Origin of the sequence: Winogradskyella immobilis, assembly GCF_021887715.1 — a bacterium.
Taxonomy (GTDB): domain Bacteria; phylum Bacteroidota; class Bacteroidia; order Flavobacteriales; family Flavobacteriaceae; genus Winogradskyella; species Winogradskyella immobilis.
The window spans coordinates 259,303-281,578 of the sequence record NZ_JAIQXX010000001.1 but is presented as its reverse complement, the minus strand read 5'-3'; the positions used below and the strand labels follow the sequence as shown (position 1 = coordinate 281,578).

General features: G+C 31.8%; 20 protein-coding genes. 7 read left to right on the top strand and 13 right to left on the bottom strand.

All coding sequences use genetic code 11. The annotated features are described in order from the left end of the window. Window positions 1-2: 2 nt before the first annotated feature. From murD to mraZ, 7 genes are all read right to left on the bottom strand, one after another. A complete protein-coding gene (murD, locus tag K8Z87_RS01250) occupies window positions 3-1,334 on the bottom strand; it encodes a UDP-N-acetylmuramoyl-L-alanine--D-glutamate ligase (RefSeq protein ID WP_227475628.1) in 1,332 nt (443 codons plus the stop codon). Between the two features lie 142 nt (window positions 1,335-1,476). Beyond that, on the bottom strand, window positions 1,477-2,718 hold the full coding sequence (gene mraY / locus K8Z87_RS01245) for a phospho-N-acetylmuramoyl-pentapeptide-transferase (protein ID WP_227475627.1): 1,242 nt from the start codon (window positions 2,716-2,718) through the stop codon (window positions 1,477-1,479). A 90-nt stretch (window positions 2,719-2,808) separates the two neighbouring features. Beyond that, window positions 2,809-4,272, bottom strand: a complete 1,464-nt coding sequence (locus K8Z87_RS01240) for a UDP-N-acetylmuramoyl-L-alanyl-D-glutamate--2,6-diaminopimelate ligase (protein WP_227475625.1) — start codon at window positions 4,270-4,272, stop codon at window positions 2,809-2,811. Beyond that, window positions 4,269-6,230, bottom strand: a complete 1,962-nt coding sequence (locus K8Z87_RS01235) for a penicillin-binding protein (RefSeq protein ID WP_227475710.1) — start codon at window positions 6,228-6,230, stop codon at window positions 4,269-4,271. Before K8Z87_RS01235 ends, K8Z87_RS01240 begins: the two co-directional genes overlap by 4 nt. 57 nt (window positions 6,231-6,287) lie before the next feature. Next, window positions 6,288-6,605 (bottom strand): FtsL-like putative cell division protein, encoded by a 318-nt coding sequence (locus K8Z87_RS01230; protein WP_227475623.1) that lies wholly within the window; start codon window positions 6,603-6,605, stop codon window positions 6,288-6,290. Beyond that, window positions 6,602-7,498 carry a 16S rRNA (cytosine(1402)-N(4))-methyltransferase RsmH gene (rsmH, locus tag K8Z87_RS01225; RefSeq protein WP_227475622.1) on the bottom strand — a complete coding sequence of 299 codons (897 nt, stop codon included), beginning with the start codon at window positions 7,496-7,498 and terminating at the stop codon, window positions 6,602-6,604. The genes K8Z87_RS01230 and rsmH overlap by 4 nt, the downstream gene beginning before the upstream one ends. Next, window positions 7,485-7,952 (bottom strand): division/cell wall cluster transcriptional repressor MraZ, encoded by a 468-nt coding sequence (gene mraZ, locus K8Z87_RS01220; protein ID WP_227475621.1) that lies wholly within the window; start codon window positions 7,950-7,952, stop codon window positions 7,485-7,487. Before mraZ ends, rsmH begins: the two co-directional genes overlap by 14 nt. A gap of 285 nt (window positions 7,953-8,237) precedes the next feature. On the opposite strand from mraZ, the gene K8Z87_RS01215 reads away from it, so the two are divergent. Next, complete coding sequence (locus K8Z87_RS01215) at window positions 8,238-9,002, top strand: alpha/beta fold hydrolase (protein ID WP_227475619.1); 765 nt, start codon at window positions 8,238-8,240, stop codon at window positions 9,000-9,002. Window positions 9,003-9,041: 39 nt separating this feature from the next. After that, window positions 9,042-9,656 carry a ribosome biogenesis GTP-binding protein YihA/YsxC gene (gene yihA, locus K8Z87_RS01210; protein ID WP_227475618.1) on the top strand — a complete coding sequence of 205 codons (615 nt, stop codon included), beginning with the start codon at window positions 9,042-9,044 and terminating at the stop codon, window positions 9,654-9,656. A 7-nt stretch (window positions 9,657-9,663) separates the two neighbouring features. On the opposite strand, the gene K8Z87_RS01205 is transcribed toward yihA, so the two are convergent. The 3 genes from K8Z87_RS01205 to K8Z87_RS01195 are packed head-to-tail and all read right to left on the bottom strand — an operon-like array spanning window position 9,664 to window position 13,273. Further along, the gene (locus tag K8Z87_RS01205; protein ID WP_227475616.1) at window positions 9,664-10,047 is read right to left on the bottom strand and encodes a hypothetical protein; all 384 of its coding nucleotides are present in this window, start codon (window positions 10,045-10,047) and stop codon (window positions 9,664-9,666) included. An 11-nt stretch (window positions 10,048-10,058) separates the two neighbouring features. Beyond that, window positions 10,059-11,150, bottom strand: coding sequence for an ABC transporter permease (locus K8Z87_RS01200; RefSeq protein WP_227475615.1), 1,092 nt, complete (start codon window positions 11,148-11,150; stop codon window positions 10,059-10,061). Window positions 11,151-11,155: 5 nt separating this feature from the next. Continuing rightward, window positions 11,156-13,273 (bottom strand): carboxy terminal-processing peptidase, encoded by a 2,118-nt coding sequence (locus K8Z87_RS01195; protein ID WP_227475614.1) that lies wholly within the window; start codon window positions 13,271-13,273, stop codon window positions 11,156-11,158. Between the two features lie 266 nt (window positions 13,274-13,539). Here K8Z87_RS01195 and surE point away from each other — a divergent pair, with 266 nt between their 5' ends. The 5 genes from surE (at window position 13,540) to K8Z87_RS01170 (ending at window position 18,373) form a co-directional block, all read left to right on the top strand. After that, a complete protein-coding gene (gene surE / locus K8Z87_RS01190) occupies window positions 13,540-14,313 on the top strand; it encodes a 5'/3'-nucleotidase SurE (RefSeq protein WP_227475612.1) in 774 nt (257 codons plus the stop codon). A 25-nt stretch (window positions 14,314-14,338) separates the two neighbouring features. Next, window positions 14,339-14,623 carry a hypothetical protein gene (locus K8Z87_RS01185; protein ID WP_227475611.1) on the top strand — a complete coding sequence of 95 codons (285 nt, stop codon included), beginning with the start codon at window positions 14,339-14,341 and terminating at the stop codon, window positions 14,621-14,623. 67 nt (window positions 14,624-14,690) lie between these two features. Continuing rightward, window positions 14,691-15,803 (top strand): lipid-A-disaccharide synthase, encoded by a 1,113-nt coding sequence (gene lpxB, locus K8Z87_RS01180; protein ID WP_227475610.1) that lies wholly within the window; start codon window positions 14,691-14,693, stop codon window positions 15,801-15,803. A gap of 3 nt (window positions 15,804-15,806) precedes the next feature. Then, a complete protein-coding gene (locus K8Z87_RS01175) occupies window positions 15,807-16,310 on the top strand; it encodes a C40 family peptidase (RefSeq protein WP_227475608.1) in 504 nt (167 codons plus the stop codon). 26 nt (window positions 16,311-16,336) lie between these two features. Beyond that, complete coding sequence (locus K8Z87_RS01170; RefSeq protein WP_227475607.1) at window positions 16,337-18,373, top strand: ComEC/Rec2 family competence protein; 2,037 nt, start codon at window positions 16,337-16,339, stop codon at window positions 18,371-18,373. Between the two features lie 5 nt (window positions 18,374-18,378). Here K8Z87_RS01170 and K8Z87_RS01165 read toward each other — a convergent pair whose 3' ends face one another. The 3 genes from K8Z87_RS01165 to K8Z87_RS01155 form a co-directional block, all read right to left on the bottom strand. Further along, a complete protein-coding gene (locus tag K8Z87_RS01165) occupies window positions 18,379-18,945 on the bottom strand; it encodes a thioredoxin family protein (protein ID WP_407704191.1) in 567 nt (188 codons plus the stop codon). Between the two features lie 79 nt (window positions 18,946-19,024). Beyond that, a complete protein-coding gene (locus K8Z87_RS01160) occupies window positions 19,025-20,809 on the bottom strand; it encodes a peptide MFS transporter (RefSeq protein WP_227475606.1) in 1,785 nt (594 codons plus the stop codon). Between the two features lie 59 nt (window positions 20,810-20,868). Further along, entirely contained in the window at window positions 20,869-22,260 is a 1,392-nt protein-coding gene (locus K8Z87_RS01155; protein ID WP_227475605.1) for a peptide MFS transporter, read from the bottom strand. Window positions 22,261-22,276: the final 16 nt, after the last annotated feature.

Below are 22,276 nucleotides of genomic sequence, written 5' to 3'. Positions count from 1 at the left end.
TATTATAAATTGCGTACTGCATCTTTAAATTGACGTCCTCTATCTTCATAATTCTCAAACAAATCAAAACTTGCACATGCTGGCGACAACAACACATTGTCACCTGCCGAAGCTACCTTATATGCTACTTTAACTGCTTCGCTCATAAACTGAGTTTCAATAATAACATCAACCATATTACCAAAAGCATTCATTAATTTTTCATTATTAACACCCAGACAAATAATCGCTTTTACTTTTTCATTTACAAAAGGAAATAATTCTTTATAATCATTGCCTTTATCTTCACCTCCTACAATCCAAACAGTAGGTGCATCCATGCTTTCTAAAGCAAAATAAGTTGCGTTAACATTAGTAGCTTTTGAATCGTTTATGTATTGCACTTTATTAATACGAAGTACATTTTCTAATCGATGTTCTACTCCTTGAAAGTTTTCTAAACTTTCCCGGATGGTTTGCTTTCTAATTTTAAGCAAATGCGCAACGGTAGATGCCGCCATGGCATTCTTTATATTGTGTTTTCCGTCTAGTGCGAGTTTTTTTATTGGCATAGTTATTTGATTATTATCAATTGTTATTATTATTGTTTCTTTATTTATATAAGCTCCATTCTCAATACGTTTAGTTAATGAAAATGGTAGTTTTTTTGATTGAATAGGATGCGTATTCATCCTATTTTCTATAACAGGATCATCGGCATCATAGATGAAATAATCATCCTTTGTTTGATTCTCTACGATTCTGAATTTTGAAGCTATATAATTGTCAAAGTTGTAATCGTAGCGATCTAAATGATCTGGTGTAATATTGGTTAAAACAGCAATATGTGGTTGAAAATTTTTAATACCATCTAATTGAAAACTGCTAATCTCCAATACATAGTTTTGGTGGTTATGATCTAGCATTTGTTTTGCAAAACTGTCTCCGATATTACCTGCCAATCCAACATCTAAATCTTGTTTAAGTAAATGATGTGTTAAACTTGCTGTAGTTGTTTTACCATTGCTTCCTGTTATTCCTATAAGTGTTGCATTAGTATACTTTGATGCAAATTCAATTTCTGAAATAACCGAAATACCTTTTTCTATTAATTTCTTAACTAGTGTTACATAATCTGGTATTCCTGGACTTTTCATCACCAAATCGGCATTCAGAATTTTTGATTCTGTATGTTTTTCGTCTTCCCATTCAATCTCATTATGTATAAGAACGTCCTTGTAATTTTGCTTTATGTTCCCATTATCAGAAACAAAAACTTCAAATCCTTTTGCTTTTCCTAAAAGCGCTGTACCGATTCCACTTTCTCCACCTCCTAAAATGACTAATCGTTTCATGTGTTTCTACCTATTGTTCTTTATTTTTCACATGTAACATCCACATAATCATTTCCTTATATAATTATATTTTAGTCATGAATGTTTCACTTTATCTCTTTATTTTATACCTACAAGGTTTTTAAAACCTCGCAGGAAAACATTATCTAATTTTCAATGTCACAATGGTTAAGATGGCCAACAGAATTCCTACAATCCAGAATCGTGTTACTATTTTACTCTCGTGATATCCTGATTTTTGATAATGATGATGCAATGGAGACATCTTAAATATGCGTCTGCCTTCACCGAATTTTTTTCGTGTATATTTAAAATAACTCACCTGCATAATCACAGATAAATTCTCTGCTAAGAAAATGCCGCATAGAATTGGTATTAACCATTCTTTACGGACTGCAATAGCTATTACTGCTATAATGCCTCCTATAGTTAAACTTCCTGTATCACCCATAAAAACTTGAGCTGGATATGTATTGTACCATAAAAATCCGATTAAAGCTCCTACAAAGGCTGCGATATATATTGTGATTTCTTCTACACGTGGGATATACATAATATCTAAGTATTCAGAAAAAATGATATTACCTGAAACCCAAGCAAAAATCCCTAGCGTAAGCACTATTATAGCAGAAGTCCCAGCTGCGAGACCATCAATACCATCTGTTAAATTGGCACCGTTTGAAACTGCAGTAATGATGATTATGGCTGCTAAAATGAAAATAATCCAAGCGTACTTTTCTAAATCTGGACTAATCCACGTTACTAAGTCTGCATAATCAAACTCATTATTTTTAACAAAAGGAATCGTTGTTTTTGTAGATTTTTCTTCAGCCTTAAATAATTTTGAAGGAGCAATATTTGGGTCTTGAGCTAATAACACCTGTTGCTCTTCTATTGGTAATTTTTCTTTCATCGTTACATCTTGATGAAAAAATAAAGTTGTACCTATAATTACTCCCAAACCTACTTGTCCTAAAATTTTGAATCTTCCTTTTAAGCCTTCTTTATCATTTTTAAACTTTTTAATATAATCATCTATAAACCCAATAACTCCCATCCATAGGGTTGTTACAATAAGTAGGATGATATAAATATTTTCCAGCTTAGCTAATAAAACAACAGGAATCAACGTTGCTAAAATGATGATAATTCCACCCATAGTTGGCGTACCTGCTTTTTCTGCCTGACCTTCTAAACCTAAATCTCTAATGGTTTCACCAACTTGTTGTTTTTGCAAAAATCGTATAATACGTTTCCCATAGACTATAGAAATCAACAAAGACAAAATCATAGCTATAGCTGCCCTAAAAGTTAAGTAACCAAAAAGTGTTGCTCCAGGAAATTGGAACTGCTGCTCTAAATATTCAAATAGGTAGTATAGCATATTAATTCATCTGGTGTTTTATATTATTACTAATGGACAGATGTAATTCGCCATTAAACATTTTTGTTAATATGAGTATTCTGTAAATGCTCATTTCTGTAATTGTTTTAAAAATTCTTGTACAATTTTGTAATCATCAAAATCTGTTCGTTTTCCATTAACTTCCTGATAAGTTTCATGTCCTTTTCCTGCAATAAGAATAATGTCTTTAGGTTGCGCCATTTGACAAGCAGTTTTTATTGCTTGCTTACGATCAGTTATTGATACAACTTTTTTGAAATTTTGAGGTTCTACACCAGCTTCAATAGCTTCAATAATAGATTGCGGATCTTCACTACGTGGATTATCGCTAGTAAAAATAACTTTAGAGCTTAATGCCGAAGCTATATAACCCATCTTTGGACGCTTAGCAACATCTCTATCTCCTCCACATCCTACAACAGTAATCAATTCTTCATTCTTAGTACGAATGGTATTAATCGTTTCTAATACATTTTTTAAAGCATCTGGCGTATGCGCATAATCTACAATTGCTGTAATCTTTTCATCTGAAACTAAATACTCAAAACGACCATTTACACTTTCTAATTCACTAATTAATTTTAAACTTTCAACACGTTCTAAGCCTAACAATTCCGCAGTAGCGTATATTGCCAAAAGATTGTATGCATTAAAATTACCGATAAGTTTACTCCACAATTCATTATCATTTAACTTTAATAACAAACCACTAAATTGATTTTCTAAAATCTGAGCTTTGTAATCTGCATAAGTTTTTAATGCATAAGTGTATTTTTTGGCCTTGGTATTTTGCAACATTACCAAACCATTTTTATCGTCTACATTTACCAACGCAAAAGCTGTTTTAGATAACTGATCGAAGAATGTTTTTTTAACATCTCTATATTCTGCAAATGTGTTATGGTAATCTAAATGATCATGAGATAAATTGGTGAATATTCCACCTTCAAACTGCAAGCCTTCTGTTCTGCTTTGATGAATACCATGAGAACTCACTTCCATAAAGCAAAACTCTACACCTTCATCGTTCATTTCCTTTAAATACTTGTTTATCGTCAAGGAATCTGGTGTTGTATGTGTCGTTGTATAAAATTTATCATCTACCATGATTTTAACCGTGGATAATAAACCTACTTTATAACCTGCTTTTTTAAACAGTTTATATAATAATGAGCTTACTGTAGTTTTACCATTAGTACCGGTTGTGCCTACCAATCTTAAATTCTCAGAAGGATTTTCGTAATAATTAGCCGCTATAAAAGCCAAAGCTTTATTAGAATCATCAACCTTAACATAAGTGATATCATCAATTAATGCTTTGGGTAATTCTTCACAAATTATTGCTTTTGCACCATCTTCAATGGCTTTAGAAATATAGTTATGTCCATCACTAATCGAACCCACAATAGCTACAAAAACATCATTAGACTTTATTTTTCTAGAGTCGAATTCAACTTTATTAACATTAATACTAGTACTACCTACTACGGCATTAATAGTTACTCTATATAATATGTCTTTTAATACTATCATGAAGCTTCTAAAACAATTGTTTGATTAGATTTTAGCTTTATATTTTTTGCCACGGATTGTTTCTTTACTACTCCACTCCCATTTAATTTCACCTTAATATCAATCTCCATATTTTCGAGCATAGCCATAGCGTCCATTGCAGGCATACCTACTAGGTTTGGCATAATCGTTTTATATGTATTTGAAAACGTATTGAATTTTTCAAAATCTTCTTCAACAAGAGAATTCTCATAATCCAAAGATTCTAACTCATCAATTAATGGTGTGTCCGTAAATATTTTTTGTGCTATTCTTTTAAAAACTGGCCCTGAAACATCTGCTCCATAATACCCAACATCTAAGCTTGGTTTATGTATAACAACGATGCAAGAGTATTTTGGGTTTTCAGCAGGAAAATACCCCGAAAAAGAAGAAATATATTTCTTGTTTTTTTGCCATTCTTCATTGTTGGCATAATCGGTTCTTGCTGTACCTGTTTTTCCAGCCATTGAAAATGTTTTAGAATACAAACGTTCGCCTGTGCCACGCTCAACAATGTTTTTGAGTATAGCTTTCATTTCGCTTAACGTTTTATCTGAACAGATTTTATTGACTAAAACTTCTTTTTCAAAAACCTCAATATTTTCATCAAATTTTTTAACCGCTTTTAAAAAACGCGGTTTTATTAATTCGCCATCATTAGCAATGGCATTATAAAATGCTAATGTTTGTAATGGAGTTAATTGCATATTATACCCATAAGCCATAGACGGCAATGCATTTTTACTCCATATTTTATCTCCTGGTTTTGGAATTACAGGCTTGCCTTCACCTATAATAGAAACACCTAACGGTTGATCTAACTTCCATTGTCGTAAACGCTTTAAAAACTTCTCAGGATTTTTAGAATAATTATCATCAATTATAGTTGCTAAACCAATGTTTGAAGACACCTCCAAAGTACGAGCTGCAGAAATTTTACCATAGCCACCACGATGCGAATCATTAATTGGTCGCCCATAAAACATTTTACGTCCATTCTTAGTATCTATAACACTAGATGTATCTATAACCTTATCCTCTAAAGCAGCCATCATTGCCATAACCTTAAATGTAGAACCAGGCTCATGGCTTTCTCCTACAGCATAATTTAAACGCTCATAGTATTTACCATTTGTATTTCTCCCTAAATTAGAAATGGCTTTTATTTCTCCTGTTTTTACATCCATTACCACAACACAACCGTGTTCGGCCTCATACTTTTCTAATTGACCTAATAAAGAATGATGAGCTATGTCTTGAATGTTAACATCTATAGTTGTATATATATCTAAACCATCTTTTGGTTCTACTTCATTAACATCTCTAATGGGCTTCCACTTACCGTTTCCTATTTTTTGCTTTAAGCGTCTTCCACTTTCTCCTCTTAAATATTTTTTCCCAAAAGCCCCATCAATACCTACTCGTGTAGCATACTCGTTTTCATCAATCTTTTCGTAACCAATAGAGCGCTCTGCAATACCACCCATTGGATGCTCTCTTTTTGTAGTTTGCTCTACAATTAAGCCTCCTTTAATCGCTCCTTTTTCTATAATTGGAAAACTCCGTAAACGTATGTAATCTGAATAGCTAATATTACGCGCTAAAAGGAAATATCTATTTTTATTTTTACGTGCTTTTCTTATCGTTTGCTCATGAAAAGATGACGACTTACCCGTATAATTTGACAATGAATCTGCCAATGCTTTTATGTTAGACTGAAAAAATTGATCTCTAGGCTGGATTGCATCAATACGGATATCGTATTTTGGAATAGATGTCGCTAATAAACTTCCATCTGCAGAATATACATTACCACGATTAGCAGGAATTTCCATTTCTTTAATGGTTCTTTTTTGAGCCATTGCGCGATATTTATCTCCTTGCACAAACTGAATAGTGCATAATTTAAACACTACCGCAAGCACAAAGACAAACATACAGCCTGCTATAAAATACAATCGGTGCAATATGTTAGTTTCCGTTGTTGCCACAGTTTATTCTTGCGCTTTTACTTTTATTTTTTTTGGTGGAATCTCAGAGGTTTCTATTCCTTTACTCGATACTTTTTCTATAATCGTAGATTCCATTTTCAATCGCATTAACTTTGAACGTCCATCCACAAATGCGGATCTTAATTCTTTTACCTCATTAGTCATTCGTGCAATCTCATATACTTTTTGATCTGCACTATGCGCACTAGCAATCATAACTACAGCAAGACCTGATATAAAAAGAATGATTCGCCAATTTTTAAATGAATCATTACTGATTAAAAACGTTCCTCTTAATATGCCGTAAATTCCTTTTTTCATATTTTTTCAGCAATTCGCAATTTTGCACTGCGCGCTCTACTATTAACTTTTATTTCATTTTGCGACGGAACAATTAATCCTCCTACTTTTTTTAAAGGCACTTCAAAATTGCCAAACATGTCCCGTTCTGGTTCACCTTCAAAAAGACCATTACGGATAAATCGTTTAACCAATCGATCTTCTAATGAGTGATAGGATATAAAACTTAATCTCCCTCCTTGTTTTAAAACTTCTGGTGTTTGTTGTAATAATTCTTTAAGCACCTCTAGCTCTTGGTTAACTTCTATACGAATTGCTTGATAGATTTGTGCCAAAACCTTATTCTCTTTTTTATGTTGCAAAAACCGTTTTAAAACCAATTTTAATTGCTCGCTTGTTTTTATGTCTTGCTGCGTTCTAGCTTCTACAATAACCCTTGCCATTGCAGGTGCTTGCCTTAATTCGCCATATTGCAACAATACTTCCTTAAGCTGTTCTTCAGTATAATTATTAATAACCTCATATGCAGAAAGCAAACTATTCTGATTCATCCGCATATCTAGATCTGCTTCAAAACGTGTTGAAAATCCTCGTTCAGCAACATCAAATTGATGTGAAGACACTCCAAAATCTGCTAAAACTCCATCAACTTGTTTAACTCCATAAAATCTTAAAAATCGTTTTATGTATCTGAAATTTTCATTTATTAATGTAAAACGATCGTCATCTATTGCATTTGTTAACGCATCTGTATCTTGATCAAAAGCATAAAGCTTTCCTTCTGCACCTAATTGATTTAAGATTTCTCTACTATGGCCGCCGCCGCCAAAAGTGACATCAACATATATTCCATCTGGCTTTATTGCCAATCCATCAACTGTTTCTTTTAACAACACCGCATTATGATACTCCATCGTCTCCATCTTGTCCCATTACTTCTTCTGCTAAATCTGCAAAATCTAACGCCGCATCATCAATAGCTTGTTCGTATTTATCTTTATCCCAGATTTCTATAATATTTACCGCAGATGCCAAAACCGTTTGCTTTGTAATACCAGAGAAAGCCAATAAATCTTTCGGAACTAATAGGCGCCCTGTAGCATCAACTTCAACAACTTTTACACCAGCTGTAAAACGTCTTATAAAAGCATCGTTCTTTTTATTAAAACGATTTAACTTATTTACTTTTTGCATTAGCTTTTCCCACTCATGCATAGGATACAACTCTAAACAAGGTTGAAAAACAGCACGCTTTAACACAAACCCAGATTGCAAAACTGAAGACAGCTGTTTCTTTAAAATAGCAGGAAGCATCAACCTTCCTTTGGCATCTGCTTTAACTTCATATGTTCCTATTAGTGCGTTCAACTGTATTTAACTTGTTTATTTAACAAAATTTTAAATTCAAATATATTGAAAAATTACCCACATTTTACCACAAAATACCACTTTTGTTAATAAGTTTTAATTTTTTCGACAAAAGGTTACAAAATCGCTATTAACAATACTCTTAAAAGTTTAAGTAACAGAAGGCTAACTTTTCTGTATTTTACAGCATATTGTTATTAAAAAGAGGAGATTGAAATATTAAAGTTATAATCCCATGGATTTAGTTATATTTGTTTTTAACATTATTAAAGGACTAACTATTACATGGCGCACCTTTTAAGAAAAGAAAAGGATTATAGATATATAGAAGTAGGCGAAGGCACACCAATAATTGTACTACACGGACTCATGGGAGGCCTTAGTAACTTTGACTCTGTGACTTCTTTTTTCAGCACAAAAGGTTATAAGGTTATCATTCCGGAATTACCGATTTATAGCATGTCGCTTCTAAAAACCAATGTAAAAAGTTTTGCCAAGTATCTTAAAGATTTTATTGATTTTAAAGGTTTAGATAGCGTTATTTTATTAGGAAATTCGCTTGGCGGGCATATTGGCTTATATCACACCAAGTTATATCCCGAAAAAGTGAAAGCGCTAATCATTACTGGAAGTTCTGGTTTATACGAAAGTGCCATGGGCGGAAGTTACCCAAAACGAAGTGATTACGAGGTTATCAAGAAAAAAGCACAAGACGTATTTTACGATCCTGCAGTTGCCACTAAAGAAATTGTAGATGAAGTTTACGAAACTGTAAATGATAGAAACAAGCTAATAAAAACCTTAGCAATTGCCAAAAGTGCAATACGCCATAACATGGCAAAGGATTTACCTAATATGAACACTCCAACATGTATTATTTGGGGTAAAAATGATAATGTTACACCACCCGAAGTTGCCGATGAATTCCACGACCTATTGCCTGATTCTGACTTGTTTTGGATAGATAAATGTGGTCATGCAGCAATGATGGAACATCCTGATGAGTTTAATAGTATTTTGAATAAATGGCTTGAAAGTCGTAACTTTTAAGAGTTTAACCTTAATATTCCCGTTTTCACGGGAAGTATCATGAAAATAAAATCTGCTGAATTTGTAATGAGTAATTCTGATGTGGCTAAATGTCCAAAGCATCTCATTCCTGAATATGCGTTTATTGGACGAAGTAATGTTGGTAAATCTTCATTAATTAACATGTTAACCAGCAGAAAAAGTTTAGCTAAAACTTCTGGTCGCCCTGGAAAAACTCAGCTTATTAATCATTTTATTATTAATAAAAATTGGTTTTTAGTGGATTTACCCGGCTATGGTTATGCTTGTGTTTCTAAGTCTTCAAAAAAGACATTTCAAAAATTTATTACTAATTATTTTGAGCAACGTCAACAATTAGTTTCTGCTTTTGTTTTAGTAGACATACGTCACAAACCTCAGCCCATAGATTTAGAATTTATGCAGTATTTGGGAGAAAGTGAAATTCCGTTTTCAATAATTTTTACCAAAGCAGATAAATTAAAGCCTAAAGCAATTGAAAATTATGTTAATGACTATTGCCAAGAGTTGCTTGAGTTTTGGGAAGAGTTACCAAATTATTTTGTAACCTCGTCGAGTAAGACTATAGGAAAAGATGAGCTTTTAGATTTTATTGGGGATACAAATACTGAAATAGAAGGTTTACGAAATAACTAAAACTCAATTAATCCCATTCTAAATTTAACTCTTTTAACTTAGTATTTAAGTTTTTTAGTGAATCTTCATCTATAACTTTAGCATCAATTATTATTTCTGCCATTCCTGCCTTTAAAATATAATTGTTATTCGTTTTTATAGCTTCTTTAATTTCTGAGGTATGTATCTTTTTACCAAAGAATTTTCTTGTTGTAACAACTCCTTCTTTAAATCTTAAATAGTAAGTACGTTTTTCGAAAAAGAAATTTAAAAAATAAATAACACTAAGTATACTCACATAATCTTTCCAATTATGTTCGCCATCACTAAGCATTCCTAAAGCATACAAACCCCATGATATAGCTACTACTAGACTCAGATAATCTCTTTTCTTTTGATATGGAATTTTCATATATAAATTATTTAACTTTTTACATCCAAAGCATCTCTCAGTGCATTTCCTATAAGCATAAATGCCATAACTAATAGCATAATACAAAACCCAGGTATTAAAGCCAGATAAGGTTTACCAAGTATAATATAATTATAATGATCTTTAATCATAGCTCCCCAACTTGCCATTGGTGGCTGCGCACCAATACCTAAAAAGCTTAATCCACTTTCTATTAAAATAGCTGCAGCAAAATTAGCAGCAGATATTACAATCAATGGAGCTAGAATATTTGGTAATATATGTTTGGTGATAATTCTGAAGTCAGTAAATCCAAGCGCTCTTGCTGCAGTTACGTATTGCATCTCTTTAACACTAATTATTTGCCCTCGGACAACTCTCGCCACTTCCACCCACATGGTAAGGCCAACAGCGATAAAAACTTGCCAGAACCCTTTTCCTAAAGCAAGTGTAATAGCAATTACCAAAAGCAGTGTAGGAATGGACCATGTGATATTAATAATCCACATAATAAAAGCATCTATTTTTCCTCCATAATATCCTGCAATACTTCCCATAAAAATGCCAATTACAAGAGATATAAACACCGCTATAAAGCCAATAAAAAATGAAATTCTTGACCCGATTAAAATACGACTCAGATAATCTCTTCCGTATTTATCGGTTCCAAAAACAAAGTTTCGGTTTTCTATAAATGATTTGTAATCTTTATTTGGAAATCGATCTAATGCAATCTTCTTTTCTTGACCTATTAATCCATCTAAAGCATATTCCGTATACACTAAAAATTCATCTTCAATTTTATAAGATTGAACAGGTATTTCTGTAGATGTATTTACAGACCCAAAAAATATTTTGTTTAAAACGGATTGATCTTCTTCAATTGAAGATGGTAACACTAACATTTTTACATCAAACCCAGGCTTTTTAGAGTGGATAGACAAATGCATCTGGTTGGCATTCTTGGACGCATCAGGAGCAAAAAAATAAGCAAATACCGACATTAAACCAATACATACAATAACTCCTAAACTAAAAACGCCCCAAAAATTCTTTTTGAATTTTTGAAGCGCTAATTGTGTTAATGAATTATTATTAGGCATTCATATTAATTCTTAATGTTTGCCACATCATTTTTAATACTATACGACAACCTTAGATCTTTAAGTACATTAAGCGCTTCTTCTACATAAACGTCTTTACTTAAACTCACATGCCAACGTTCTCTTTTCTGTTTTAATACAGAGTCTATTGCTGTTAGTTCTAACTCATAAGGCAGTGATTTATAGGTTAAATCTGTTTTATAATCATTGATTTTCTCAAAGCGTTTGGCATCTTCTTCGTTAAGTTCTAAGCGTTTTCTATATGCATCATAATTTAAAGAATATTCATTATCTTCTCTTACATCATTAACCCACTTTGCATATTCATCGATAAGCTTTATTTGTTCATTATTTGCCATACGTTGCTTGCTCTTTTCAATTGCATTATCGTAATCGTAATAATTCTCCCAAACCTCATAATCGGCAGCGTCAATTTTATTCCATGGCAAAGGATTATCATAAGTTCGTTCTCCAAAACCTCTATATTTAAAACGATCCGGAACTACGATATCGCTCTTAACTCCTTCTAATTGTGTAGATCCACCATCTATTCTATAATACATGTCTGTTGTAAAATGTAGCGCTCCCAGCTCTCCGACAGAACTATTACGAACAAAACGATTTAAAGGCAATGCATTTTGAACTGTTCCTTTTCCATAGGTTTGTTCACTACCAATAATTATTGCACGTTTATAATCTTGCATTGCAGCAGCTAATATTTCAGACGCTGAAGCTGATAGTTCATTAACTAAAATAACTAAAGGACCATCCCAAATTAAAGAGCTATCCGTATCGGACAATACTTGTTTTGGCTGCCCAGTTGTTTTAACTTGTACTATAGGGCCATCTTTAATGAATAAGCCTGCTAAATCTACAACTGCAGCAAGAGATCCACCACCATTATTACGTAAATCAATAATTAAACCTTCTGCTTCTTCTTCTTTAAAACGTTCTATTTCTTTTTTAACATCAATAGCACAATTCTCTCTGTTATCTTTATTCCAATTATCATAAAAACGCGGTAAGTTGATAACCCCATAATTTTTACCATCTTTATTTACCGAAGCTGATTTTACATAAGATTCTTCAAGAACTACAACATCTCTAGTAATTTCTATATCCTCTATAGACCCGTCTTCTTTTTTTAAGGTTAGAATAACCTTTGTCCCTTTTGGACCTTTTATAAATTTAATAGCATCCTCTAGACGCATTCCTACAATATTAACAGCTTCTTCTTCATTCTCTTGTCTTACTTTAAGTATTTGATCTCCTGCTTGCAATTCATTTAACCTCCATGCTGGCCCACCACTTATGACTTCACTGACAGAAATGACATTCAATTGTTTTTGTAATCTCGCGCCTATACCTTCAAATTTACCTTCCATTTCTGTCGTAAAACGCTCTCTAGCTTCTGGTGCAAAATAAGAAGTATGCGGATCGTACTCGGCGAGTATGGCATTGATATATATAGAAAACCAATCTTTACGAATCATATCTCCAATATTAGAATACAACTGGTCGAAGCTAAGGCTTGTCGTTTCTCTCGCTTCTATTTCTAATTCTTTCTCCGTTTTATTTTCGTCTAGTGTTTCATTATTATCAATAGCTTCATCATAATTAGCAATGGTAGAAAACTTAAGCTGTTGTCTCCAACGCTCTTTTAATTCTCTTTTATTTTTAACAAAATCTATTTTATCATTATTAACCTCATAAGTTTCATCAATTGAATAATCAAATGGTTTTGATAAAATAGCTTCAATTACAGGTTTAGATTCTTCTATTCTCTGTAAATATCTTGCATTTGTTAAATCGAAAAATGTTAAGTCTGACGATTTAAATTGATCATCTAATTGTGTTCTGTATACTTCAAATTCTTTGATATCTGATTTATAGAAATAACGTTTTAATGGATCTAATTGCTCAATATAATCATCAAAAACACGTTTTGAAAAATCGTCATTTATATCTTGAGGAGCTATGTGTCCCTGACGTAAAATATTTGTTATTAATTCTATAAGAATTTTATCTTTTTGCGGATCTTCTTCAACTTTTTTAGTCGTAAAACTGCATGATGCAAATGCTATTAATAACGCTAACAGTAAAAATTTGTAATTCCCTTTCATTTGTATGAATTTATTTCTTTTTCAACCTTAATATGGTAGTTCATCATTTTTTTACTAAAATAGATGAAAAAATCGTGCCATAAAAAAGGCTGCTACTAATTTTTTGTTAAAGCCAAATATAATTGATTTCATTTATTACTAGCTATTATTTCATCTATAATATGTTACTATTTAATTAACTCATTTGTCTTAATGATAGAAATTATAACACATTCTTTTCATACGGATTTTAGTATTTTAGCTAAATCAAATTTCAACGTTTAAATATGTCTAATCGCCCTTTAATATTAGTTACAAATGATGATGGTATAACTGCACCTGGAATACGCACACTTATTGACGTTATGCGCAGCATTGGTGATGTTGTTGTTGTTGCACCGGACAGTCCACAAAGTGCCATGGGACATGCTATTACCATAAACTCTACATTATATGTTGAAAAAATTACTATAGATGATGGCTCACAATCTGAATACAGTTGTTCTGGAACACCTGCTGATTGTGTAAAATTAGCAGTCAATGAAGTTTTAGACCGTAAACCTGATCTTTGTGTTTCGGGGATTAATCATGGCTCTAACTCTTCAATCAATGTTATTTATTCTGGTACAATGAGTGCTGCCCTAGAAGCTGGCATAGAAGGCATCCCAGCCATTGGATTTTCGCTTTTAGATTACAATTGGAATGCTAATTTTGAACATTGTAAATCTTACATTAAAACCATAGCAGAAAATGTTTTAGAACATGGCTTACCTAATGGTGTTGTACTAAATGTTAATTTACCGAATTTAGCTCAGCAAGATATAAAAGGCATTAAAATATGTAGGCAAGCTAAAGCCAATTGGAAAGAGGAATTTGACAAACGTACTAATCCTATGGGAAGAGATTACTATTGGCTTACAGGAAAATTTGTAAATTTAGATCATGGTGAGGATACAGACGAATGGGCTTTAGAAAATGGTTATGTTTCTGTTGTTCCTGTTCAGTTCGATTTAACAGCGCATCATGCCATTCAGGATTTAAACACATGGGATTTAAAATAGATACTGAATTAAAAATTCAGCATAAATGAAAAAACAAATACTTATAGGCTTTATTACAGGTATTATTTCAGCTATAATTGGCATTTTACTTTTTGATATTATTATTGGTTTATATAATGGAGATGCTATTATGGATATTTTAGAGCGTTCACGTAGTGCACGATTTTTAGGAAAACGTGTAAGTATAGGTGCGTTAATAAATTTACCTGTTTTTTATTTCTTTTTAAATAAGAAAAAGGAATACCATGCACGTGGCGTATTAATAGCCACTATGATAATTGCGGTTATATTTATAGTCAATAAATTTTAAGTCGATATCTATCAAAATGATTATTGGCGAATTACATCTGAACTATAAAAGACAATAAAATTAAAAGATGAAATATTACATCATAGCAGGTGAAGCCTCTGGCGATTTACACGGTTCTAACTTAATGAAAGCATTGTATACAGAAGATGCAGATGCTGATATTAGATTTTGGGGCGGTGATTTAATGCAAGCTGTAGGAGGCACTTTAGTAAAACACTACAAAGAGCGTTCTTTTATGGGATTTGCCGAAGTGCTTATGAATTTGAATACTATTCTTGGATTTATAAAATTCTGTAAAAAAGATATTTTAAGTTTTAATCCAGATGTAATTATACTCATTGATAATTCAGGATTTAATTTACGTATTGCCAAGTGGGCAAAACTAGAGAATTATAAAACTCATTATTATATCTCCCCACAAGTTTGGGCATCTAGAGCTGGACGTGTAGAGAAAATAAAACGTGATGTAGATGCTATGTACGTCATTCTTCCTTTTGAAAAAGCATTTTATAAAACTTATAATTACGATGTGCATTTTGTAGGACATCCATTAATTGATGCCATTTCTGAAGAAAAAATAATTGATGAAACTGCTTTTAGAAAAACACATCATCTTAGTGATAAACCCATAATAGCATTATTGCCTGGAAGTCGTAAACAAGAAATTAAAAAAATGCTGAGCATAATGTTGAGTATGGTAGACCGTTTTCCTAATCATCAATTTGTTATTGCTGGTGCTCCAAGCCAAGATGAGAGTTTCTATCAATCTATCATACAATCTAAAGCCATCGCATTAATATCTAATAGAACCTACGATTTGCTCAATATTGCTACTGCTGCATTGGTAACTTCTGGGACTGCAACTTTAGAAACTGCATTATTTAAAGTTCCGCAAGTTGTGTGTTATAAAGCGAATGCTATTTCTTATCAAATTGCAAAACGCATTATCACATTAAAATATATTTCTTTAGTGAATTTAATTATGGATCGTGAAGTAGTTACAGAATTAATTCAGAATGATTTTAATAAAAAACGTTTGCAAAAAGAATTAGAACAGATTATAAATGGCCCAAAACGAGAACAATTGTTTTTGGATTATTATGAATTAGAAGAAAAGCTAGGAGGAAAAGGAGCTAGCGAAAACACAGCGCAACTTATTTATAGCGCTATTACAACTTAATTAATGAAAAAAATATTACGTGTACTTATTATTTTATTAGCATTAAGCAGTTGTAAATCTGCACGAAATAGATCTCAAATCTCTACAAAAAAAACAGAAACGAAAACAACAAGAGCTATTCCTCGAAAAACTGCTGCTATTATTGATTATGCCAAAACATTTAGAGGCACAAAATATAAATACGGAGGTGATTCTAAAAAAGGCATGGATTGCTCTGGCTTAATCTACACCAGTTTTAAAGCTCATGATATTAGTATGCCTAGAACTACAAAAGATTTAGTTATTACTGGTGATTGGGTTGATTTAAAAAAAGTAGTCCCTGGAGATTTAGTGTTCTTTGCTACTAAAAAAAACAGCCGAAAAGTAAACCATGTAGGCATTGTTACCAAATCTTATAATGGCGATGTTTCTTTTATACATGCGTCTTCTAGTAAAGGTGTTATTATCTCTAAATTATCTGAAAAATACTGGTACTTTGCTTTTGTACAAGCTCGGAGGTATCTCTAATTATTTTTTTTTAGTAACTTTCTGTAATGAAGTTACTTAACTTTACCATTATAAAGCTTACAGCTTGCCTTATTCTAGGCATATTAATTCAATACTATTTAAACTTTAGTTTTTATAGTATTTCAATTGTTCTTATTAACGTTTGCTTTATTTTAATTAGCAGTTATATTTATTCAAATTACACCTATAAATCATCTTCAGTTTTTGGAGTATTTGCACTCATTGCTTTTATTATTTTAGGAGCTTTTACCTATGCTATAAGTAATGATACATTAAATAAATATCATTATTCTCATTTAAATTTAAATGAAGATGAACCTCAAAATATCCATTTTAGTGTCAATAAGCGGTTAAAATCTGACTTGTATAATGATAAATATTTTATTGATATTATATCTATAAATGCTGAAAAAGTTGAAGGGAAGCTCTTATTAAACATCCCGAAAGATTCACTTCAACAGCATCTAGATGTAGGATCTGTTTATGGCATTTCTTCAAAGCTCGAAAATATACAGACTCCTTTAAATCCGTTTCAATTTAATTATAACAAGTATCTGAAAGATCGTCAAGTATATTATCAGATATATAAAAGGGCATCTCCACTTCTTAAAATCGAGGGCAAAGAGGTATCACTTAGCACTTATGCTGATGCATTCAGAAAAACGATAAATTCAAAATTAATTTATTATGGTTTTAAAGGAGATACACTTTCTATAATCAATGCTTTACTTTTAGGTCAACGCCAAGATATTGATCCCGATTTATATACAAACTATGTTAATGCAGGCACCATACATATTTTAGCCGTTTCGGGCTTACATGTTGGTATTATTTTACTGATTCTAAATTTTTTATTAAAACCACTTCATCGAACTAGATACGGTAGACATTATATAAAACCAATTGTTATTGTAATTGCATTGTGGGCTTTTGCTATTATAGCTGGTTTGTCACCATCTGTAACTAGAGCCGTAACTATGTTTAGTGTTATTGCTATTGCCATGCACTTAAAACGCCAAACAAGTATCTATAATACTATTGCTATTTCTGCCTTCTTTATACTTTTATTTAAACCTGTTTATGTCTTTGATGTTGGGTTTCAAATGAGTTATCTCGCAGTTATTTCTATAGTAAGTATTCAGCCGTTACTTTACAAACTATGGAGTCCTCGATTTTATGTTACAGATAAGTTTTGGCAAATATTTACCGTAACTATAGCTGCACAATGCGGTGTTGCTCCTATTAGTCTTTATTATTTCCATCAATTCCCAGGATTGTTTTTTATATCTAACCTCGTTATTATTCCTTTTTTAGGATTAATTTTAGGGCTTGGGCTTTTTATAATAGGTTTAGCACTAATTAACAAATTACCAGAGTTTTTAGTTGATTTTTACACGTTTATTATTGACACTTTAAATGGTTTTATAGCTTGGATTGCTCAGTTTGAAAACTTTTTATTTAGAGACATCTCTTTCAATTATCTTCAGGTTATTTCTGCTTACTTCTTTATATGTTCTGGTTTTTATTTGTGGAAAAACAAAAACACTAAAACTCTTTATTTACCTCTACTAAGTTTAGCTCTATATTCTGGAGTATTATTATATTCAAAATACAGAACTACTACTCATGAGTTTATAATCTTTAATAAGAGTAGATATTCTATTTTGGCCGAAAAGAAAAACAACAGCCTATCTGTTTATCACAACTTAGACACATTGTTATTTAAACAAGATAAAACACTTCAGAATTATAAAATTGGTAATTCTATAGATTTTATTAAAGAAGATAGCATTTCGTCTGTTTTTAGATTTAAAAATAAGATTGTATTCGTTATTGATAGTTTAAGTGCTTATAATATAAAATCTTTTAAACCCGACTATATTCTATTACGCAACTCGCCTCAGCTTAATCTTAAACGCGTTATCGACACATTAAAACCTAAAGTAATCATTGCTGATGCCAGCAATTACAAATCTTATGTTGAACGATGGAAATTAACTTGCGAAGCAAAAAAAATCCCTTTTCATAGCACGTATGAAAAGGGAGCTTATATTATAAAATAAATATTTTAATTAGAAGCCGTTTTTGTAGTTCCGAATGTTGGCTTAAACGCTTCGTAATATTTATTAAAATGTTCTTGAGACGTCATCTCCTTGTATTTATCCGTTTTAAACAATTTTAAATACAATTCTAATTGTTGTGGATTTTGATAACCTGTAACTGGTGTTATCATTCTTAAATCTTCATCAAAAAAAGCAATTGTTGGGTATGCTCTTACTTGTAAAAAACTTGAAAATTGATGAGGACTATTACGTCTATTTGCTTTAGTCTCATCATATCCAGGATTTGTAAATGTTTTATCCTTATATGTAATTGTAGAATTACCTTCTGCATTGAACTTTACCGCATAATAATTTTTATTAATATAATCGGCTACATCTTTATTCCCAAATGTGTTTTTATCTAATAATTTACATGGTCCACACCAATTGGTATAAACATCCATAATTATTTTTCTAGGTTCTTTCTTTTGAAGTGCTACAGCTTCTTCAAAAGTGACCCAATTGATTTCTTGTGCTGTGATGCTTATTACAAACATCAACATTATAGCACTTAAAATTATCTTTTTCATCATAATAACTTTGTCGTAATTATTAAACAAACATACAAAATAGTATATACTTCATTTATTTTTCACTGTTTTTAACGGAAAATTAGCGTATACCGTGCATTAGTTTCTTTAAAAGTGGATTTAAAATCCCTATTAAGATTCCAGCACTTATTGGCACAACTGTAAAAATTAAAAAGAAAGTAGCCAAACTATATTCTGCAGTTACTTTATCTATCATACCTCCTAATGATCCAGCAGCCTTTTGGCCAATTGCAATGGCTAAATACCATATACCAAACATAAACGCAATCATTCTTCCTGGTACAAGCTTACTTAAATATGAAAGCCCTACTGGAGATAAGCAAAGTTCTCCTAAAGTGTGAAAAAGATATGCAAAAATGAGCCAAACCATACTTATTGATGCTGTTTTTGCTCCTTGTGGAATACCCGAAGATCCATAAGCCAATAATGCAAACCCTATTCCTAATAGTATTAATCCGTAAGCATATTTAAAAGCAGCACTTGGATTATATTTACTTTCCCACCATTTTGAAAACAATGGAGCTAAAGCTATAATAAAAAATGAATTTAAAATACCAAACCATGTTGCACCTACTTCCTTAGCGTCTTCACTAAAATCGTTTTTCAACTTCCATATAACAATACCCCAAATAATTAAAAAACTTATAGATAGAATAATATTAGAGATTCCTATTTTGGAAAATGTTTTCTTGAACAGCATGTATAAAACATATGTAATTATACACAATGGCACAATAGTTAAAATTGTGTCTATTACTTTAAATACTATTGCTGACGATCCTGTTAAACTTCGTTCTGTATAATCTCTCGCAAAAATATTTAAAGAACCTGCGGCTTGCTCAAATGCTGCCCAAAAGAAAATTGTGAAAAAAGCAAAAATAGCAACTGCAATCATTCTATCCCTAACGATAGGAGTGTATCTTATAATTCTAGAGCTTATTAGATATAAAAATAATAGTACAGCCAATACAATAATAACAGTGGAACCCTCATAACCTAATAATGTAAAATCAAAAAGATTAATATCTTTAATCTTAGACATTGGGTCATTTATTAGCCAAGTAAGACCTGCTATAGATGTTATTATTATTAAAACTTTATCTAAAAATGTAAAATGATTAAGTTTTTCGCTTACAGCATCTACAAACTTTGAATTTGCTTTTTCATTAACATTTTGAGGCAATTCAACCTCATAAATTTTATTAGGTTTAGCTCCAATATCGCCAAACAATTTTTTCGCTAAAGCAAATTGAATTAATCCTAAAAACATAAAAATACCTGCCAATCCGAAACCTAGGGACCAACTATAATTTTCTCCTAAATATCCACAAAGCATGATACCAAAAAATGCTCCTGAATTTACACCCATATAAAAAATAGTATAAGCTCCATCTTTTTTTGCATCATTTCCTTTATACATCTCAGAAATAATAGATGTAATATTGGGTTTAAAAAAACCTGTTCCAATAACTAGAAATGCTAAACCTATATACAAACTAGATTCTGTTTCAAATGCCATAGACACATGACCCAAAGTCATAATTAAACAACCTAATACTACTGCATTTCTATAACCTATAAATTTATCTGCTATATAGCCACCTAATATTGGGGTTAAATATAGTAATGATGCATAAGTTCCAAATAGTGCCAAAGCATGTTCTCTTGGCCAATCAGCCCAACCCGGGTTATCTCCAAATAGCGGTGCTGTTAAAAAAATAACTAATAGAACACGCATTCCATAAAAAGAAAAACGCTCCCACATTTCGGTAAAAAACAACACAAACAAACCTGCTGGATGCCCTAGCACCTTATCTTTAAATAGATTTTCTATATCTGTATTCATAAAAATAAATTTTTATTAAAAGAAAAGCCTCACATTTTTAATTGTGAGGCTATAATATATTAATTATCGGCTAATTCAAAACCTTCGGTTTCTTTAGTATTAAAATCCGTTTCGTTATCCTCAGCACCATGCGTAAGAGCTTTTAGTTTTTTAAAGAACATAAACACTAAAAGAGCAAACACTACACAGAAAATTGCAATACCAGTAAACACCTTAAATTCACCAAACAATGAAGAGGACTCACCTAATAAACCTGCTGCCTTATTCCCCAGTCCAGTAGTAGCAAAATAAATACCCATCATTATTGAAGCATATTTAGCAGGAGCTAACTTTGTTACAAATGATAGTGAAACTGGAGATAAACATAATTCTCCAACCGTATGAAATAAATAAGCTAAAACTAACCAAATCATCATTGAACTTCCTGTACTATCGTACTCTGAAGAAGCTGCAGACATAAATAAGAATCCAATACCAACTAAACCTAATCCTATAATCATTTTATACAATGATGAAGCTTCTGTTCCTTTTAATTTGCGTTTAGCCCAAAATGCTGCTATTGCAACTCCAAGAGTTATTATAAAAAAAGAGTTTAAGGATTGAAACCAAGTAGCTGGAACTTCCCAACCCATTAAAATTCTATCTGTCTTTTCACTTGCATAAATATTCATCAAACCACCTGCTTGTTCAAATGCTGCGAAAAAAGCAATTATCAATAAAAAAGAAATAAGTAAAACAATAACTCTATCCTTTTCAATTTTAGTAAGTGGTTTTTTATAAGCTTCTTGATCTTCAACTTTATCTGATTTACCTAAATAATTACCAACATGCACTAGGTATTTTTGACCAGTTAAAAATTGTATTAATCCTAAAACCATAAGTATTCCTGCTAATCCAAATCCATAATGCCAACCATGAACTTCTCCAACATAGCCTACAACTAATCCAGATAAAAAAGCACCAATATTAATACCGATATAGAATATAGTAAAACCTTTGTCTCTTCTAACATCTCCTTTTTTATAAAGTCCACCTACCATTGTAGAAATATTAGGCTTTAAGCATCCTACACCAAGAATTATAAAAGCGAGTCCTGTATAAAAAGCCCACATAGCCTCAATAGCTAAAACACTATGTCCAATAACTAAAAGTATAGCACCTAGAATTACTGATTTCTTTTGTCCTAGAAACTTATCTGCTAAAATACCTCCCGGTATAGACATCACGTAAACTAACATTGTATACCATCCATATAGTGCTAATGCTTCACCTTGAGTCCATCCTACACCAGGATTTACATCTGTTGTCTTAGATGTTAAATACAGTACTAATAATGCACGCATTCCATAATATGAAAATCGCTCCCACATTTCTGTGAAAAATAAGACATACAAACCTACTGGATGCCCAAATAATTCTTTTTCGTGTGGTTGTTTTGTTATTGCTGACATATATATTTAATTTAGT

Excerpts from the sequence above, each read along its gene's own strand:
- rsmH (WP_227475622.1), bottom strand. The coding sequence starts at position 7,498 with ATGGAGTATCATAATGCGGTGTTGTTAAAAGAAACAGTTGATGGATTG.
- K8Z87_RS01195 (WP_227475614.1), bottom strand. The coding sequence starts at position 13,273 with ATGAAAGGGAATTACAAATTTTTACTGTTAGCGTTATTAATAGCATTT.
- K8Z87_RS01175 (WP_227475608.1), top strand. The coding sequence starts at position 15,807 with ATGAAAAAAATATTACGTGTACTTATTATTTTATTAGCATTAAGCAGT.
- K8Z87_RS01215 (WP_227475619.1), top strand. The coding sequence starts at position 8,238 with ATGGCGCACCTTTTAAGAAAAGAAAAGGATTATAGATATATAGAAGTA.
- K8Z87_RS01240 (WP_227475625.1), bottom strand. The coding sequence starts at position 4,272 with ATGATAGTATTAAAAGACATATTATATAGAGTAACTATTAATGCCGTA.
- K8Z87_RS01185 (WP_227475611.1), top strand. The coding sequence starts at position 14,339 with ATGAAAAAACAAATACTTATAGGCTTTATTACAGGTATTATTTCAGCT.
- K8Z87_RS01200 (WP_227475615.1), bottom strand. The coding sequence starts at position 11,150 with ATGCCTAATAATAATTCATTAACACAATTAGCGCTTCAAAAATTCAAA.
- yihA (WP_227475618.1), top strand. The coding sequence starts at position 9,042 with ATGAAAATAAAATCTGCTGAATTTGTAATGAGTAATTCTGATGTGGCT.
- murD (WP_227475628.1), bottom strand. The coding sequence starts at position 1,334 with ATGAAACGATTAGTCATTTTAGGAGGTGGAGAAAGTGGAATCGGTACA.
- K8Z87_RS01170 (WP_227475607.1), top strand. The coding sequence starts at position 16,337 with ATGAAGTTACTTAACTTTACCATTATAAAGCTTACAGCTTGCCTTATT.
- K8Z87_RS01230 (WP_227475623.1), bottom strand. The coding sequence starts at position 6,605 with ATGAAAAAAGGAATTTACGGCATATTAAGAGGAACGTTTTTAATCAGT.
- surE (WP_227475612.1), top strand. The coding sequence starts at position 13,540 with ATGTCTAATCGCCCTTTAATATTAGTTACAAATGATGATGGTATAACT.
- K8Z87_RS01160 (WP_227475606.1), bottom strand. The coding sequence starts at position 20,809 with ATGAATACAGATATAGAAAATCTATTTAAAGATAAGGTGCTAGGGCAT.
- K8Z87_RS01165 (WP_407704191.1), bottom strand. The coding sequence starts at position 18,945 with ATGATGAAAAAGATAATTTTAAGTGCTATAATGTTGATGTTTGTAATA.
- lpxB (WP_227475610.1), top strand. The coding sequence starts at position 14,691 with ATGAAATATTACATCATAGCAGGTGAAGCCTCTGGCGATTTACACGGT.
- K8Z87_RS01235 (WP_227475710.1), bottom strand. The coding sequence starts at position 6,230 with ATGTTTGTCTTTGTGCTTGCGGTAGTGTTTAAATTATGCACTATTCAG.
- K8Z87_RS01205 (WP_227475616.1), bottom strand. The coding sequence starts at position 10,047 with ATGAAAATTCCATATCAAAAGAAAAGAGATTATCTGAGTCTAGTAGTA.
- mraY (WP_227475627.1), bottom strand. The coding sequence starts at position 2,718 with ATGCTATACTACCTATTTGAATATTTAGAGCAGCAGTTCCAATTTCCT.
- K8Z87_RS01155 (WP_227475605.1), bottom strand. The coding sequence starts at position 22,260 with ATGTCAGCAATAACAAAACAACCACACGAAAAAGAATTATTTGGGCAT.